General features: G+C 29.2%; 9 protein-coding genes. 5 read left to right on the top strand and 4 right to left on the bottom strand.

Features of this window, described 5'->3' with window-relative positions; translation table 11 throughout:
- Positions 1 to 19: 19 nt before the first annotated feature.
- Genes APS56_RS04705 through APS56_RS04695 form a run of 3 tightly spaced genes read left to right on the top strand, consistent with a single transcriptional unit; the run spans position 20 to position 1,847 of the window.
- The gene (locus APS56_RS04705) at positions 20 to 1,099 is read left to right on the top strand and encodes a hypothetical protein (RefSeq protein ID WP_157757604.1); all 1,080 of its coding nucleotides are present in this window, start codon (positions 20 to 22) and stop codon (positions 1,097 to 1,099) included.
- Positions 1,100 to 1,104: 5 nt separating this feature from the next.
- On the top strand, positions 1,105 to 1,476 hold the full coding sequence (locus APS56_RS04700) for a hypothetical protein (RefSeq protein ID WP_054725321.1): 372 nt from the start codon (positions 1,105 to 1,107) through the stop codon (positions 1,474 to 1,476).
- A gap of 14 nt (positions 1,477 to 1,490) precedes the next feature.
- Positions 1,491 to 1,847, top strand: a complete 357-nt coding sequence (locus APS56_RS04695) for a hypothetical protein (protein WP_054725319.1) — start codon at positions 1,491 to 1,493, stop codon at positions 1,845 to 1,847.
- Positions 1,848 to 2,323: 476 nt separating this feature from the next.
- Here APS56_RS04695 and APS56_RS04690 read toward each other — a convergent pair whose 3' ends face one another.
- The 4 genes from APS56_RS04690 to APS56_RS04670 form a co-directional block, all read right to left on the bottom strand.
- Positions 2,324 to 5,803 (bottom strand): SMEK domain-containing protein, encoded by a 3,480-nt coding sequence (locus APS56_RS04690; protein ID WP_054725316.1) that lies wholly within the window; start codon positions 5,801 to 5,803, stop codon positions 2,324 to 2,326.
- A 163-nt stretch (positions 5,804 to 5,966) separates the two neighbouring features.
- Positions 5,967 to 6,923, bottom strand: a complete 957-nt coding sequence (locus APS56_RS04685; RefSeq protein ID WP_054725313.1) for a PD-(D/E)XK nuclease domain-containing protein — start codon at positions 6,921 to 6,923, stop codon at positions 5,967 to 5,969.
- Between the two features lie 181 nt (positions 6,924 to 7,104).
- The gene (locus APS56_RS04680; RefSeq protein ID WP_054725309.1) at positions 7,105 to 8,097 is read right to left on the bottom strand and encodes a hypothetical protein; all 993 of its coding nucleotides are present in this window, start codon (positions 8,095 to 8,097) and stop codon (positions 7,105 to 7,107) included.
- A gap of 630 nt (positions 8,098 to 8,727) precedes the next feature.
- Positions 8,728 to 9,480: a GDSL-type esterase/lipase family protein gene (locus APS56_RS04670; RefSeq protein ID WP_054725302.1), complete on the bottom strand. Its 753-nt coding sequence runs from the start codon at positions 9,478 to 9,480 to the stop codon at positions 8,728 to 8,730.
- A 322-nt stretch (positions 9,481 to 9,802) separates the two neighbouring features.
- On the opposite strand from APS56_RS04670, the gene APS56_RS04665 reads away from it, so the two are divergent.
- Entirely contained in the window at positions 9,803 to 13,951 is a 4,149-nt protein-coding gene (locus APS56_RS04665) for a hybrid sensor histidine kinase/response regulator transcription factor (protein WP_054725300.1), read from the top strand.
- Positions 13,952 to 14,212: 261 nt separating this feature from the next.
- A complete protein-coding gene (locus APS56_RS04655; protein WP_054725293.1) occupies positions 14,213 to 17,332 on the top strand; it encodes a SusC/RagA family TonB-linked outer membrane protein in 3,120 nt (1,039 codons plus the stop codon).
- The last annotated feature ends 11 nt before the right edge of the window (positions 17,333 to 17,343 follow it).

Below are 17,343 nucleotides of genomic sequence, written 5' to 3'. Positions count from 1 at the left end.
TTATGGAAAAGAGAAGACCATGAAAACTACAAGCATCGAACACCAAACAGAGGAAGACCCAAATGAGCTTAATGAAATCATAGCTAAAATAGTAGAGGTTATCGAAGTTGAGCGCATTTATTTAAATAAAGGTGTTTCCCATCAGTCGTTTATAAATAGATTGAATATTATAACGAAAGTTTCTCAAAAAGATAATGTTGAAGATATAAGACCTGTTCTTGACAGTATATTTTTGAATAACGAAAATTTTAGTTACCAAGTTTTTCCATTCAGCTATGCTAATCTTGAATTGCAGCAAGGGAATCTGTATTTTGTAAATAACTGTCATAAAAATAACTTAGTATATAAAACACTCCAAGATACATTAATTTGGAACTATCCTAGCCAAGATTCAAACAAACTAGTTGAAAAAATAAAGCAAGATTTCAAAAGGGATATGTCTAGAGTGAAGTCATTTAAGAAGGGGATATGTTATTTCAGAACACAAAACCATTTGTCGCAAAGTGCATTTATGATGCATCAAGCATTTGAGCAAGGCTATAGAATTTTAGAAAAATTTATATGTGGTAGGATTAAGATATGTCATAGCATCAAGAACCATCAAAACTATGTTCTGAAATCAGTACATAAATTAGAAAGTATTTTTCTAGTGGAATCAGATGCAGAAACCAGAATGTTGGATGTATTGGAAGATGCCTATTCTTCTGCTAGATATAGCCACAACTACAAGATAACAGAAAAAGAACTGGACCAATTATCACAAAAATTGGGATTGTTCATCAAGGATATCCAATTTCTTTTCAATGAGGAACTATCAGTTTTTAAAGCAATTAAAATACATGATGATATGGATTCATATTCAGAACAAACTATTGAAGCATCAAGCAAAACTAATAAAACTGCGTATTTAGTTCGTCAGCTTGAATTTGAAAATGCCTATGAAATGCTCTGCATTGCAAAATCATTAATGGTTTTGAGTGTCACCTGTTTACAGGATGATATCACACCGCCCATTTCAATTTATGGATTCCAATACGAAATCAATGAAGTATTACAATTAGCCATAAAACTATTACCCTTAGAAGAAACAAGCCCATAGAAACCATGAAAAATAAAAAAGTAAACAAGAAAGGGAAACAAACAAAAAAGGAGGCCTTATCAAAATTAGAGAAGATTAAGAAACTGAGTGCTGAAAACTTAGTATTGTTAAAAAAGATAGAAGGCGTCCAAGAAGGTTATTACCTAAATTATTGTCGTGTTTATGATTATTTTGAACTGTTCTGCACTATAAAATCGACACTTAATGTGTGTATTCTAGCCTTAGAAGATCAACAAGATTTAACATTAGATATAAAAAAGAGAGAATCTGATGTAAGGACGGTTTTGGAGTTTATGAAAAACTTAATCCCATTAGAAGAAGGGATATACCTAGACAAAATGCGAAAACTTATGTTTACCCAAGAGGACGTTAATTAAAATTTAAAAATAGAATGAAAACAGAAGACACTAACGATATGACGAATAAAGAAAAACTGGAAACAGTCTTTAGATTATTAAACCCCAGAGAACGCAAATATTATAAGCGTGAAGACAGCCCTTTGATGCAGGAAGTAACTTTTGAGGTCACGGACAATGGCGAACTGCGTTATATTATATCATGCTTGTTAAGAACATGTATTTTGGCATTGGATAGTGAGAACGATTTTGCTTCACCTAGGCTGTCAAATTGTTCCAAGGATCTGACTATAGCCACTGTATTGGACTTGGTGGACAGCATTCTTCCAGATGCCCAGTTGGCAAGCTATGATAGTATTGAAAAACTTTTGTTGACAAAGAATAAGGATTAATTGAGAACATTAGTCAATCTGAGATATGAGTCGAACACGTCTTTCTTCTCCGGAAGGGAGCAGTGTAAGATACTCTGATGACCTTTAATATTTATCGGTGATATTAAGTCGGTTCGTGTTTTAAATTGTGATATGATACCCGCTTATTTTTATCATTTATACTGTTGTAAATGACCAAAAAGAAATTAGCAAGGTAAAAATTAAGGTAAAAAACATTTTTTTAGCACTTTCTTTGTTGGCAAGCGTATTTTTTTAGGTACTTTAAATTTATTCTAATTGGTCAATCTGAATTCCTTGACAATAGCGTGTTTCGAATTATTCACGCTTATTTTTCCATCATAAAAATATGTTGTGTAACGTGTTTGTATATGGTTTGTTCAGTGTCTAAGAACCTAATTTAGCAAATAAAACCCGAATAGAAAATACACGAGTATTTTCGTAAGTAGGACAGAACCAAGCAATTAATTATACCGATGCTACCTGCTGGTTTTTATTTCCGTCAGTAGAATTTTTGCTTTTCCAATCGCTATCTTTTCAATATCAGGAAATATTTTTGCATTTAGAATTTTATCTCCATTCAACTGCCTAATCTTATTTAAAACAACATTCTTTGAATCATAAAGTAACTCGTCTGCGAAATCTTTTAAATCACATTTACTTAATTCAACAAGTCCAGATGTAGTTTTTGCTAAATTCTCGTTTTTAATTCCAGTTAAGAATTTTGCTTTGTATAGTTTAAGAAATGCTCGGATTTCTTTATTGTATTTACTATCTGTTAATTGTTCTATTCTTCTCAATGATTGGAACAAAGATGAAATAGTTAGATTTTTGTTATTCGATATTTTTAGCTTTTTAAGAAAATCATTTTCAAAATGCTTTATTGCTATTTTGAAATCAATTTTTAGAGAATAGTCAAAAGCCTTTAAGTAATCTCCAAAATTCAATCTTCCGTATTGATATTGGTCTGCTCGTTGTATTGTTAAGTATTTATCTAAAAGATTACTGCAAAATAGATTTGAATTCAAGTTGTCATTTACAAATGTTTTATTCTTTGTCTTATTAAGAACTTCGGTTGATTGACTAATATTAAGTTCATTGTGGCACATTGAATTACAAAAGATATTTAAATCTGACATATTCAATGCGTTTACTGTTTTTTCTTTGTCAACCCTTGTCAAAACAAGGAATAAAGATTCAATAACAGTAAACTTGGAACCGTATATAACCTTATTTAATAATTCAGCTGATATTTCATTTTTTACTTTCTCCTTTAATTCTTGAATGTTTAATACTTTAGGATTTGATAAAATTGTTATGTCAAAATCAATCTTTAATATTTGTTCTTTAGTTATATATAAAATGTCATTTTGACTAATTTGGGTAATTCCTATTTCGTTCTTTTTTACTAATTCATAGAATATTAACAAACTATTTATGTTCTGTTCACTATTTAATAGTTTTTTGAAACTGGTAGAAATAAAAAACTGATTTATTATTTCATGAAAAATCTCTTTTTCACTGTCAATTGTAGTGTTTAGTTCTAATAGTCGAGCTGAAATATTACTTAGGCTTTGTTCTTTCTCAAGTAATTTGTGAAATGTTCCATTACCAAAACTCTTTTTCAATTCTAAATTCACTAAATCTGGTGCAATGGAAGATAAATCAGATAAGCTTTTTGAAAAATCTGATAGATTTGTATTAGATGTATTAATATTCAATGATAGTTGGTCAAGGAGTTTTTTCGCAATGTTTGTACCCAGTGCAATATCAATTTTTTCTAACTCTCTGATTGATTTGCCAATTTGAACAGTTTTTAAACTATTCCCTTTTTTGACAAGTTTTTGAATATTTAAATTTCTAATAATTCCAAGTAATAATTTTTTTGATAAAGGCGAAGTATTTAATTCAGATAATGAATTTGTGATTCTTGAAAGAGTAGGCAATTTTTCTATCATAGATAGCCATTCGGGAAAATGAAAAGAATTTAGAATTCTATTTACGGTTTCTGGAGTTGCTTTTTTTTTGCTAATTCGCATTGTTAATTCCGTAATGGAATTAGTATTTGCCTGTTCGTTTGGTCGAAGAGTTTTAATAATGCCTCCTAACTCTTTGTTTAATTGATTAGCAATTTGAAGCAAATTGCTATAAACAGAATAATCTTTTGATAAGTAAAGTTCAAGTTTGCTTTTAGAGTAATATTTTATAAAAAGATTGTAATAAGCCGATTGATTTTTGTTGTTCAAAATATCAAATGAGTGGAAGAATATTTTTTGCAATTCAAATACTTCATAATTTCTAATATTACTATCGAATTTAATTGAAATAAGCTCAAGAACTTTTGCTTCATTTAATAGTGCTTTTACAATTTCAAATTGAGCTGACGCATATAATTTAATTACTATTTCGGTGATATTTAATTCTGATTCAGTTTTGTGTTTGTCAAGATAATTAATGAGCAATTCTATCAAATATGTTGTTTCTAAATCTTTTTCTTTAGTTAAAGTTAGATGGATTAAACTTGCATAATCCTTATGAGGGAAATAGTAATAATCACTGGTAGTGTAGTTTAAAATAATTCCTTTTTCTTTAAGTTTTGTAAACTCTTCGTTTTTTCCTTTGACTCTTAAAAATGAAATGTCGTGACTGAACAAATAAGAATACAGAAATAGAAGTTCAGTATTGAATTCGTTTAGCTTATGAGCATCAAAAAAGTAGGAATAAATATTGTCATTGTTAACTTGGTCAAGTTTAAGGTTTTTACCTTTTTTGTTTGATGAAATCCAGGTTTCAAGTGCAATATTTAATTTTAATAGATTGCTATCTGTATTTTTTAAGATGGTTTTAAAATCTCCTTTGTACCAAGTAAAATCAGGATATTCTTTTTTTAAATGGCGAATTCTATTGTCGATAATGCCTGAAACCTTTTGTTCAAATTCAAAATCCGGATTATACCTAAATTGATATATATCTTTGAAAACATTTAGAATTGAGTTTTTGTCTTCTTCTCTAAAAGAGTTGTAATATCTCGAGATATAGATTCCTTTTATCCATTCAAAAAGCACGATTTTTTGACGTAGCTCTTTAAATAAGTTTACGTTATCGTGTACATTTTCAAGTATTACAATTGAATGATAAAACGAAAGTTGATTTAGCTCCATCATTAAATCTCTTCTTGAGTGATTTAAATCCGGATTTGATAGGTCTAAAGTATAGGTCTTGTAATAAGGGATTAAGTTTCTAACAATTGCTTTTGTAAAGGTTGATTTTCCGCTACAAGGATTCCCGAGTATAGAATATTCTTTAGTCTTGTTTTTATTGAAAAGTAAGGCAATCTCTTTAATTTTATTTTTCTCAAATTCAGAGAAGTAAATGGCATTTTCTGGAGTAATATATTCCGTAGATGTTATTACTTTGTCAAATGGTTTAAATGAGTTAAGATTACTTAATCCATTAAATTCTGGAGATAGTTCTTGTTTGACAATTTCTTCAATTCTTTTTCTTTTAGCTGGAGTACTAAATCTATTAATATCTCCTATTAAATCAAGTGAAGTTCGTATTTTAATTTTTTTCCCAAATTTTTTGGATAAAGATTCCTCGTTTAAATTTTTAATTGCTCTTTTATCTTTTACAAAAAAACAGATAACACCTTTTATCTTCTTAGTTGCGTGGTGTCTTAAAATTTTTTCTACTGTTTTTTCTATTTTATCTAGTTCGCTACTCTGTATTGTTGTGATTTGTATTGCAATTCCTTTTTGTTCTGAATATATATCAATTCCTGCAGAATTTGGTTCTGAATAATTAAGATTTTTTAAATCACTCCAATTGTAAATTAACTTAAATAAACGACAAAAGATATCTTCTGCATTAACTCTTTCGTTATTCTTATTAAATAAACCTTCGTTGTATATTTTATCAATATATCTAAGTAGGTCGTCTTCGATTGAGCTGTTTATCATTTTGATGCAGTTTCTTTTTTTTAGTTTGCAGGTATTGTGTTTATGTATGATTAGGTGCGAGGTAAAGCACGAAAGTTAGCAAATAAAAATCGAATAAATTAGCGAGGATTTTCGTAAGCAAGCTCGAACAAACAATTAATTTCATAAGGCTTACTTGCAGCACTTATCCGTACGATTTCATTTTCCAATCGATGATATTACGTTGACTTTTGTCTACTGCAACTCCTACTAAAATTAAGATTTTATTTTTCGTTAAATATTTTTGATAATATTCTTTTTCCAATATTTGTTCTAAAGCTATTTCCGAATCATTTTGTTTGAACTCTATAATATGAATGTAATTTTCAGTTTCAATAACAGAATCAATTCTGCCTCTGTTAGTTTCGACCTCAGAATGAATATCAAAATCAAGTAAAGTCAATAAAAAATGAATATGGCTATGAAAATATCCTTCGGTTATTTTCATATCGTATGAAAGAGAAGCGAATACACTTTGTAAAGTTTTAAAAAAATCAGCTAAGTCATTTCTAATTATGCACTCTTTTAAATTATTTAAAGTTTGAAATTTTACAGGCAGAATATTTTCTCCATTTTTTTCGTCAAGTTCCATTAGTCCACCATTACCAATGAATTTTACTTTTATTTGCTCAAGAAGATCAACTACAGCTCTTTGTTTTCCAAGATGTTCTGCAATCTCACTTTTCTCTTTAAGATGTTCAAAATTTGAACTTATAGTCCCTTGAATAACAGCATTTATTCGTTCGATTTTGTATGGTATTCCAAGAATTTTTTTCCATACAATTGTTACGTCATTATTATTGTCTTTGGTTTTTAATTCTTTTTCCTGTTTGTGAAAATTTACTGTGTTTGGAATGGTATTTATTACGTCACTTATATTTCCTCCAAGTTTCATTGTATGGTCAAATAATTTGATGATTTTTTTATCCAACTCGCTATTGACCATAAACCCACCGACAAAGTTAATTATTCCTAATTGGCATTTTATAGCGTATTGTTTGTCAACTGCATTTATGTATATTTTATCCAAAGACTTAAATAAATCATCAAACTGTATTTTATAAGATTCTTCATAAACTTTGATCAATTCAATGTCTTTCATTTAAAGTATGATGTTTTTTTTAGTTTTTGCATGTAACGTGTTAGGCTCGGATGTTTACAAAGCATTATTTATTTGGTGTTAAAATAGTGAATTTATGATTAATCGCATAGGCAAATATAGAGAGGATTTTCAGAGTACTCGAGCACTAGCAATTACTTATAACCACCTTTGTTGTATACTGTTATTTTTCTAAGGCTTTCATTTTATAATAAGCACATTTTTTATTTGCGGCTATTTCTTTGGTTAAATACATTCCGTATTCTTCTAACTCATCTGAATGTTGATTAACTGTTTTTGTGAAATTATCAAAAAATGAATCCTTGTGAAATTTGTTTAAAGTGTCAATTATGGCAAATGAATTTATCATCATTTTATCCTTATTTTTTTCTGATATTTCTGATTTTCTAATGTGAGAGATGTAGTTTACTATATTTTCTTGTATAATAAGAAACCTAACTGCCATATGTGGATGAGATTTCTCCTTGTAATAAATTTCTTTTTCTGCTTCTAAATTAAAGAGTTTAAAGATCCCAATTGCAGATGATGCTAAAGAAATTAAATCACAAAGAAATTCGTCAGTTTTATATTTGTCATCGAATTTAAGCCAAACTTGATGAATATCTTGAGTAAGTTTCATTGAAGCAAATACATCCGAGTCAACTTCATAAATGTGATTTTCAATATTGAAATCTTCTGCTTCATTAATTGATTCATTTATGTGTTTTTCTAATTCACCATTATTCTGTATCAAATGACCTATTTCATGATTTATCAAGAAAATTATTGACGAATAGTACATGAATTCCATTACAGAACTTTCTTTTTCAATTAAAATTTGATTAAGTGTTTGTATGGGTTCACCAAAAATTTCATCTGTCAGTTCTTCATTGTCCAAAAAAGTGTTCTTTAGTTTTTGAATTGTTCCAATATTAATACTTGTTAAAGTGTTTTTTTCTTTTATGTAAGCTGAAGCATTAACAGTTGTATTGTTTTTGAAGAAAAAGAAATTCGGTTCAATATTATATAAATCTGAATTGTTTTCGATTAGTCTTTTGTAGTACAAATATATTTTGTTGCAAAGTATTTCAAGAGGTGTTTCGAAGTAATCAAAAATTTCATTCTTAACAATGAGTTTTTTTTGAACAATTTCAGAAATTTCTTCTATGTAACTCATTTTATATAATTGTATACAACAAGATTGAATATAGACAATTGTCTATATTCACACTATAATACTAAGATAGTAAATTATTACAGAAATCATGATTTGTTACAGGTCAACTTATTTATGTTGTTGTATTAAAAACTATTTCCAACATAGTGAAATGATAATATCATTGAAAGTCTCTAGCAAATAATTTCATTTTAAGAAAATATCATAACTTTTGATGCTCTTTACCCTCAATTTTCATTTGAATTTTGTATTTTTATATTAGAGTGAAAGATAATTTTCAGCAAATTAATTCAATTAAAAAGGTCGTTATTGTAACACCTCAAATTTATCAACATCTCAAAACCCTTATAAACATTAAGAATTGTGAGTCTGGTTTGAATCCTGTCGAGGTCACTGATGGTAATAAAGGTTTCAAGAAATTGAAGCCTTTTTTTGTTTCTTGTATTTCACTGTGATCTATTTATTTCTAAAAAGCTTGAGTTATTTAAACTGACATTATAAGCTTAGAATTTACGTGCAATTAAATTGATTTGATTATTGAATTTTTGCTTTTTTCAACCTTATAAAATCAGTACATAAATCAAATAGTAGTTTTATTCTTTTACACATTTTGTATAGAAAAAGAGAATTTTAAATAGTATCCTTGTCCACTTTTTTTTTAATTATAGGAAGAATTATTTCGCCCCATTTTTTATAACCTTTCCCGTTAATATGTAGGCCATCATACGAATACTCTTCTCTTAAATAATCATCATTTCCCATGAACTTATTTAAATCAATATAGTCAATCCCTTTATTTAAGCAAGTTTGCTTTAATAACTTATTCGTTTCTTTAACTCTCATGTTGAGTGTAGGATGATTTTCTTCATATTTTTTTGATACAAATAATATTGAGTAAATAATGGGTTCAATATTTTTTGATTGTAGTGTATCTATAATTTTTTCAATGTTATAGTTAATTTTTATACTACTAATATTACCGAAAAGGTCATTTATTCCTCCCATTATGAAGCATACTTTAGGTTCCGTTTTATAAACATACTTCATTCTTTGTAAAAATCCGTCTGTTACATCTGCACCAATGCCTTGATTTATTATATCATGTCTTTGTAACAATTCATTCCATCTGCATTGATATGTTATTGAGTTTCCTAACATAACAACTTTACCTTTTTTCTTATAGTTCTCGTATAATTCTAATTCACGTTTAAAATTTATATTTTTGTCATAAGTATGTATGTATTTCTCTCTGGTTAATCGGTCAAATATCCTACTTACATATTTTTCCCTAATTAATACAAAACCTAAGACGAATAATAATGTTATAATTATTAAATTCTTTAGACATACTATCCTGTTTGTTGATTTTATATTCTTTATCATAAGTTTTGAATACTTTTAAGTATTTACTTATAACAAAACTAAAAACATGTTGTAGGAAAATTTTACGGTATTCCGTATGGTATAAAAATTAGCTATTAAATGGAATGTGGAAGTTTTTGAATATGTTTATTTTTTAGTTAGTTTTCTGTATTTAAGTTTATTATTGTGTTAATTATAAGTTGTTTATTATTAGTTTATTGTGTCTTTAAATTCATGTTTATTTGTATGGTCTGCTGTTGAGGTTGTTTTTAAGTTACTAATATATATGCTTAGAAAATCATAAATTATTATATTAGATTCATATTTAATAGCACAGTAAAAAATGAGATTCAAAAAATACATAGCTTTAGTGCTTTTATTTTTAATAATAGATTCCACTTTCGGACAAGAACAATTAACAGATTATAAGAAATTAAAATTTAAACACCTGTCGCTTACAGATGGATTGTCACAAAGTTCTGTATTATGCATTTTACAAGATACTAAAGGTTTTTTGTGGTTTGGCACTCGAGATGGGTTGAATAAATATGATGGACATGATTTTAAAACCTATAGACACAATTCTGAAGATATTCATAGTATAAGTAATAGTTTTATAAAATCTTTGTTAGAAGATGAAGATGGTAATTTGTGGGTAGGAACAAGGAATGGGTTGAACAAATATGTGCCAGATGAAGATAGGTTTGAAAGGTTTAAACTAGCAAATAATGACTATGGTATATCGAATCATGAAATATGGAGTATAGCCCAATCTGAAAAGGGGTATTTATGGTTAGGTACCAATTACGGTTTTGAAAAGTTTAATATTTCAAATGGACAAACTACTCATTTTCTTGAAAATAAAAATGAACATAATAGTATATCTGCGAATCAAATTCGATTTTTATTTGTATCAAAAAATAGGAATATATGGATTTGTAATGTTAGTAATATAGATGTATACAATCCTCAAACGAATAGTTTTATACATTATGATTATCCCGAAGGAGATTCAAAAGAAAAGAGTTTAAATTATGTGCCTGTATTATATGAAGATTTTGATAGTAATTTATGGTTAGGCTATAAAAACGGATTGTTTCTTTTTAACAAACACTTAGGTGTTTTTGAGCGTTATAAGATGCCACCCCACACTGTTCATGATATTACAGAAGAAGTGAGGAGTATCCATCAAGATCATTTAGGTAATTTATGGGTAGGGACTTATGCTGGTTTGTATGTTTTAAATAAAGATAAAAAATCAATCTCTCACTTTTATCATGATGAAAATGAACCAAACAGTTTAAGTCAGAATTCTATATATAAAATATTTGAAGATAGTAAAGGAGATATTTGGATTGGTACATATGCAGGGGGTATAAATTATTACGACAGAAGTTTTGATGTATTTAAACATTTTTCTGCAGGGAGTAATAATTCAAAACTTAATTATAAAGTTATCAGTTCTATAATAGAAGATTCAGAACAAAATTTATGGATAGGTACAGAGGGCGGTGGTATTAATTTTTATGATAAAAAAACGGGTACTTTCTCCTATTATATGCATGATGGAGGTAACCCTAATAGTCTTAGTACAGATAATGTAAAATCAATGATTAGGACTCAAAATGGTAACTTTTGGATAGGAACCCATGATGGAGGACTTAATTTTCTAAACCCAGAAAACCGCCCATTTAAATTTAAAAAATATAGAAACATACCCGATGATTCTACAAGTTTAAGTAATAATCGGGTTATTGCCTTATTTGAAGATTATCAAAAAAATATTTGGATTGGTACTTCAGGGGGAGGAGTTAATGTTTTAAATGTTAAAACAGAGTCTATCACTAGAATTAAAGACCCTTTAAATAGCATTGGTAATTTGGTTTATAGCATTTCAAAAACTTCTGATAAAAATGTTTTATTGGTGGGAGGAAGTAAAGGGCTTGCAAAAATTAACATTAAAACAAAAAAAATTACTTCCATTAATTATAAGGAAAAGTTAGATGCCTATAGCACCAATGCCATACTTTGTGTTTCTGAAGATTCAAATGGAAATTTATGGATAGCAACAGAAGGTGATGGGTTGTATTATTACCATCAAGATACCGAAGAGAGTATAAAATATGGTATGCAAGAAGGCTTGCCAAATGAGGTTATATATAGTATTTTGCCTGCAGATTCTAACACGCTTTGGTTGAGTACAAATCATGGCTTGAGTAGGTTGGATTTAAATACGCGTCAATTTAAAAACTTTGATGTATCTGATGGTTTAATAAGTGATGAGTTTAACTACGGAGCGTTTATAAAATTAAGTAATGGTGATTTGATGTTTGGAGGCACCAATGGTATTGATTTTTACAATCCAAAAAACATTCAAGAAAATAGTTTTATTCCTCCAGTTTCTGTTACTTCAATTTTAGTAAACAATAAGCCCTTTTTACCCAAAAATAATCTTAATAAAGAAATGACCCTTAAACACAATCAGAATGTGTTTAGTTTTAATTTTGTAGCTTTAAGTTATTCTCAACCTAAAAAAAATCAGTATGCCTATAAATTAGAAGGCTTTGATGCTAATTGGAATTATATAGGGAATAAAAAATCTGCCACCTATACAAATTTAGATGCAGGAGAATACCTTTTTAAGGTAAAAGCATCTAACAATGATGGTTTGTGGAATGAAAAAGGTGCTCATGTAAAAGTTAATATTTTACCAGCACCATGGAAGACGTGGTGGGCTTACCTTATATACTCCATCATTTTACTATCTATAGTGTTAGTGATAAGAAAACAAACCTTGATACGAATTCATGAAAAGAATGAATTGAAACAAGAACGTTTGGAAAAAGAAAGAATGGAGGAAATAAACCAAATGAAATTAAGGTTGTTTACTAATATTTCCCATGATTTTAGAACACCATTGACTTTAATTATTGGTCCGTTAGAACGCATGCTTAAACAAAAAACAGGAAATGAATTTGTACAGAGACAGCATGAAATTATGCATCGCAATGCTAGTGCTCTTTTACAATTGATTAACCAATTGCTTGATTTTAGAAAAAGCGAATCAGGAAAATTAAAACTTCATGCGTCCAAAAATAATATTGTGCCGTTTATAGAGGATATTAAGCAATCATTTGATGAATTAGCAAGAGTCAGACAAATTAATTATACATTTTATGCTTCAGAAGACACTATAGAGGTTTGGTTTGATAAAATCAATCTTAAAAAAATAGCTTTTAATTTATTATCCAATGCATTTAAGTTTACTCCAGATGGAGGTGAAATTTCTATAAATTTATCTACTATCACTAAAAAAAGAAAATTATTACCCAATACAGAATTTCTGAAACTGGTTATAAAAGATAGCGGAAGGGGCATACCAGAAAAAAGTATTAAAGCCGTTTTTGATAGGTATTATCAATTGGATGAAGATGAGAACACACGAACAGGAACAGGAATTGGTTTGGCTTTATGTAAAAATTTGGTAAAACTACACTATGGAAAAATTAAAGCTAAAAGCCAAGAAGGCAAAGGCACTTCCTTTATTCTTACTCTTCCTTTAGGAAAACAACACCTAAAAGCCAATGAAATAGTTTCACAATCTAACGATGTAAAAATTGATGATTCGTTTTACTCTGAACAATCCAATTTTTTAGTAAAAGAATCTTTATTAGAAGATTTGGGTTCAGATGATGCTACTATTAATGAATCGCAACCTACACTTTTATTGGTGGAAGATAATGCAGAAGTGAGGTTGTTTATTAAAGATATTTTTAAAAATAACAACAACATATTAGAAGCTGAAAATGGAGAAAAAGCATTGGAAATAGCTAAAGAAAATAATATAGATTTAATTATAAGTGATGTAATGATGCCCATTATGGATGGTACTACCTTATGTGAACATATTAAAACAAACATTTTAACAAGCCATATTCCAGTTATATTGTTAACGGCAAAAACTTCAGAAGATGCCCAAGTACAAGGATACACTTTAGGAGCAGATGCATACATTACAAAACCATTTGATGCTAATATTTTAGAAATACGGGTTACTAATTTATTAACATCTAGAAAAAACTTGATTGATAAATTTAGAAAAGACATTATACTGCAACCTAAAGAACTAACAGTGACTTCTGCAGATGAGTTGTTTTTACAAAAAGCAATAGACTTAGTGGAAGCTAACCTGTCAAATTCAGAATTCTCAATCAATGATTTTATAGAACAAATGGGTATGAGTCGTTCTGTATTGTATAGAAAGTTAAAAGCACTAACAGGACAATCGCTTACTGAATTTATAAGAACAATTAAATTGAAACGAGCAGGGCAACTTATTGTTCAGTCTCAATTAAATATCTCAGAAATTGCATATGATTTAGGATTTAATGATTTGAAGCATTTTAGAAAATCCTTTCAAAATTTATTTAATGAATTACCTTCTGAGTACCGTCAAAATCACAGTGGAGATTTTAAGAATGAAGGTGCTTAAAGGTAAAAATCAACAAACTAATAAAATATTAGAACGATCTCTGTTTGGTACTTTGAAAAACATAAGTAGCTTACAAACAGTTGATTTGTGTAAAGTTGAACAGCTACCCCCAGTTTTAAGACCACTAACCCCCCTTTTATTTAATATGTTTCATCCTAATTTTACATGGAACAAAAACTATAATAAAAACTCAATACAGAAATGAAAAATCATTTTAAACTAATTTTAACAAAGCCAAAAAAATGCAAACTTGTTTGTTTGATGGTCTTTTTTGTTGCATTGTGTAGTTACTCAGCATATGCACAAGTAATAACTGTTACAGGAGTAGTAACAGATGAAGTAGGTTTACCACTTCCTGGAGCTAATGTATTAGAAACAGGGACTCTTAATGGTGCTACCACCGACTTTGATGGTAAATACACTATACAAGCAAAACAGGGCGTGTCTTTAACGTTTAGTTATGTGGGCTATAAAACTATAGTGCAACCTATTGAAAATAAAAGTATAATAAATATTTCGTTAAAGCCAGATCTTCAACAATTGGATGACGTGTTATTAATAGGTTATGGTAGTGTTCAAAAGAAAGATCTTACAGGCTCAGTAGCTTCAGTTAAAATGGATAAATTAACGGAAGCTCCGGTTGCTAATTTTGACGAGGCTTTAGCTGGACGTGTTGCAGGTGTTCAAGTAAGTGCTGGAGGTGGAGAGCCTGGAGAAGGTATGAATATTGTTATAAGAGGTGGTAATACCGTTAATGGAGATAACTCACCTTTATATGTAATGGATGGTTTTATTATTGAAAATTTTAATCCAAGTATTGTTGACCCTTCTGATATAGAATCTATGTCTGTTTTAAAAGATGCTTCTGCAACAGCTATTTATGGTGTGCGTGGTGCAAATGGTGTAATTATTATAACAACTAAACGCGCTAAATCAGGAAAAACAAAAATTACTTATGAATCGCGATTAGATGTAAAAAATGTGACAAAAACATTAGATGTTTTAGAACCTTATGATTTTTTAAAATTGTCATCAGAAATTAATGAATCAAGTACAACAACACGTTTCTTTTCTATTTTTGATGATGATTTGGGGCAAAGTGTACAAGTTGGAGATATTGAAGATTATGTAGGCGTTGAAGGGAAAAATTGGCAAGATGAAGCTTTTAGAACTGCTTATTCAAAAACACACAAACTTAATATATCAAGTGGTACTGATGTGACAAGATTTAATGCTTCAATTAATGCCGTTGAAGATCAAGGCTCATTATTAAATTCAGAATATAATAGATTGAATGGACGCATTACCGTTAACCATAAAGTTAATGACAAACTTGATGCTACGGTAGATGTGCTTTATACTAATTACATACAAGAAGGGCTCGATACTAACGGAAGTTCATCGTATTCATTTTTAAGAAGTTTGATAACTTACAACAATGTAGCAAATAAATTTATTGACTATCCTGAAGGTGTAGACCCTTTAGCACAGGTTAATGATGATTATGATGGTTTTAATGTTGTTGTGTGGCATCCTATTGTGTCTTTAGAAAATGAATATAGAAAACGAGAAAATGATCAATTTATAGGTAATTTAAGTTTAAAATATAAATTAACCTCAGATTTTACCTTAGAAACCAAAGCTAGTTTTAGTCGTCAATTCAGAACCACAGGGATTTTTAATAATAGTCAAACAGTTTATGGTCGATTATTAAGTAAAATTGATGGAATTAACGGTTCGTTATACGAACAAAAATGGAAAAACTTTTCTACGGTTAATACAATAAATTATAAAAAAAGGATTAACAACCATTCTATTGATGGTTTATTAGGGGTGACTTTAAATATTAGAAAAAATTCATCAACTTATTTTAGATCAATTGATATACCTCAGTATTTAGAGGCATTAGGTATTAATTCTTTAGATGGAGGAACATTAGATAGTTCAGATGATAATAATGGTACAGATGAATCAAGAATTTTTTCAGTATTAGGAAGAATTAACTATGGTTATAAAGGCAAATATTTATTTACGGCATCTTTAAGACGTGATGGATCTTCAAATTTTCCAGAACAGAACAGAATTGGATATTTTCCATCAGCAGCTGTTTCATGGAACGCCGATAGAGAAGAATTTATCAAAAATCTAAATGTTTTTTCTCAATTAAAGTTTAAAGCAGGTTATGGTAAAACAGGAAATGATAGAATTCCTAGTACTGCAAGATTTGAATTTTTAACGGATGCTGATGCATCATATTTTTATGGAGGTGAAACCGTTCAAGGGCAACGACCAACAAGCTATGGGGCCAATCCAAATTTGTTTTGGGAAACAACAGAGCAGTATAATTTAGGGTTAGATATGGGCTTTTTTGAAGACAGGTTGTCTTTGTTAGTTGAGGTATATCAGAAAGACACCAATGATCTTCTTATAAATGCAGATGCTGCTTTATCACAAGGTTATTCCTCTATTTGGACTAATTCTGGACAAGTAAGAAATAAAGGTTTGGAATTTAGCTTAAACACAGTTAATATTAAAAGCAAAAATTTTCAATGGACTTCAGATTTTAATATTTCTTTCAATCAAAACACCATTGTATCATTACCGGAATCAAAACCAATTTTTGGACAACCAAATTATTACTGGTTATTAAGTACCAATCAATATATTGTTGAAGAAGGTAAGGCCTTAGGTAATATGTTTGGTTATGTGTCGGATGGTGTATATCAACCAGAAGATTTTGAAAATTATGATCCTGATGCTTCCACACACACCTTACTTGGAGGACAGCCTAGTTATAGAAGTCATCAACCAGGAGACGAAAAATATAAAGATTTAGATGGCGATGGTGTAATTACAGGTGGTGATAAAACTATTATCGGAAATGGTTTGCCAAAACATTTTGGAGGTTTTGGAAATACATTTACGTATAAAAATTTCCAATTGAGTACATTTTTACAATGGTCTTATGGAAATGATATATTAAATGCAAACCGTTTAGTACTTGAGAGTATGGACAGACCAAACCAAAATCAATTAGCAACAACGCTAAACAGATGGACCCCAGAAAATCAAGATACAGATATGCACAGAGCTAATGGGCAAGGTTTTCAAGATATTTCGTCTCGCATTGTTGAAGATGGGTCTTATATACGATTAAAAACGGTTAATTTTTCTTATAAATTTAATAAGGAAGCTATAGAAAAGTTAAAGCTGAATAGTTTGGAATTGTATCTATCAGGACAAAATCTAATTACATGGACAGACTATTCGGGCTTTGACCCAGAAGTATCTGTTGCTAGTTCTTTGATTACACCAGGTATTGATTATTCTGCTTACCCAAAGCATAGAACATTTAGCTTAGGTTTAAAAGTTTCATTTTAAAATAAAAAATC

Origin of the sequence: Pseudalgibacter alginicilyticus, assembly GCF_001310225.1 — a bacterium.
In the GTDB taxonomy this organism is placed as follows: Bacteria; Bacteroidota; Bacteroidia; order Flavobacteriales; family Flavobacteriaceae; genus Pseudalgibacter; species Pseudalgibacter alginicilyticus.
This window is presented reverse-complemented; position numbering and strand designations above follow the sequence as displayed.

Excerpts from the sequence above, each read along its gene's own strand:
- APS56_RS04705 (WP_157757604.1), top strand. The coding sequence starts at position 20 with ATGAAAACTACAAGCATCGAACACCAAACAGAGGAAGACCCAAATGAG.
- APS56_RS04700 (WP_054725321.1), top strand. The coding sequence starts at position 1,105 with ATGAAAAATAAAAAAGTAAACAAGAAAGGGAAACAAACAAAAAAGGAG.
- APS56_RS04695 (WP_054725319.1), top strand. The coding sequence starts at position 1,491 with ATGAAAACAGAAGACACTAACGATATGACGAATAAAGAAAAACTGGAA.
- APS56_RS04690 (WP_054725316.1), bottom strand. The coding sequence starts at position 5,803 with ATGATAAACAGCTCAATCGAAGACGACCTACTTAGATATATTGATAAA.
- APS56_RS04685 (WP_054725313.1), bottom strand. The coding sequence starts at position 6,923 with ATGAAAGACATTGAATTGATCAAAGTTTATGAAGAATCTTATAAAATA.
- APS56_RS04680 (WP_054725309.1), bottom strand. The coding sequence starts at position 8,097 with ATGAGTTACATAGAAGAAATTTCTGAAATTGTTCAAAAAAAACTCATT.
- APS56_RS04670 (WP_054725302.1), bottom strand. The coding sequence starts at position 9,480 with ATGATAAAGAATATAAAATCAACAAACAGGATAGTATGTCTAAAGAAT.
- APS56_RS04665 (WP_054725300.1), top strand. The coding sequence starts at position 9,803 with ATGAGATTCAAAAAATACATAGCTTTAGTGCTTTTATTTTTAATAATA.
- APS56_RS04655 (WP_054725293.1), top strand. The coding sequence starts at position 14,213 with ATGGTCTTTTTTGTTGCATTGTGTAGTTACTCAGCATATGCACAAGTA.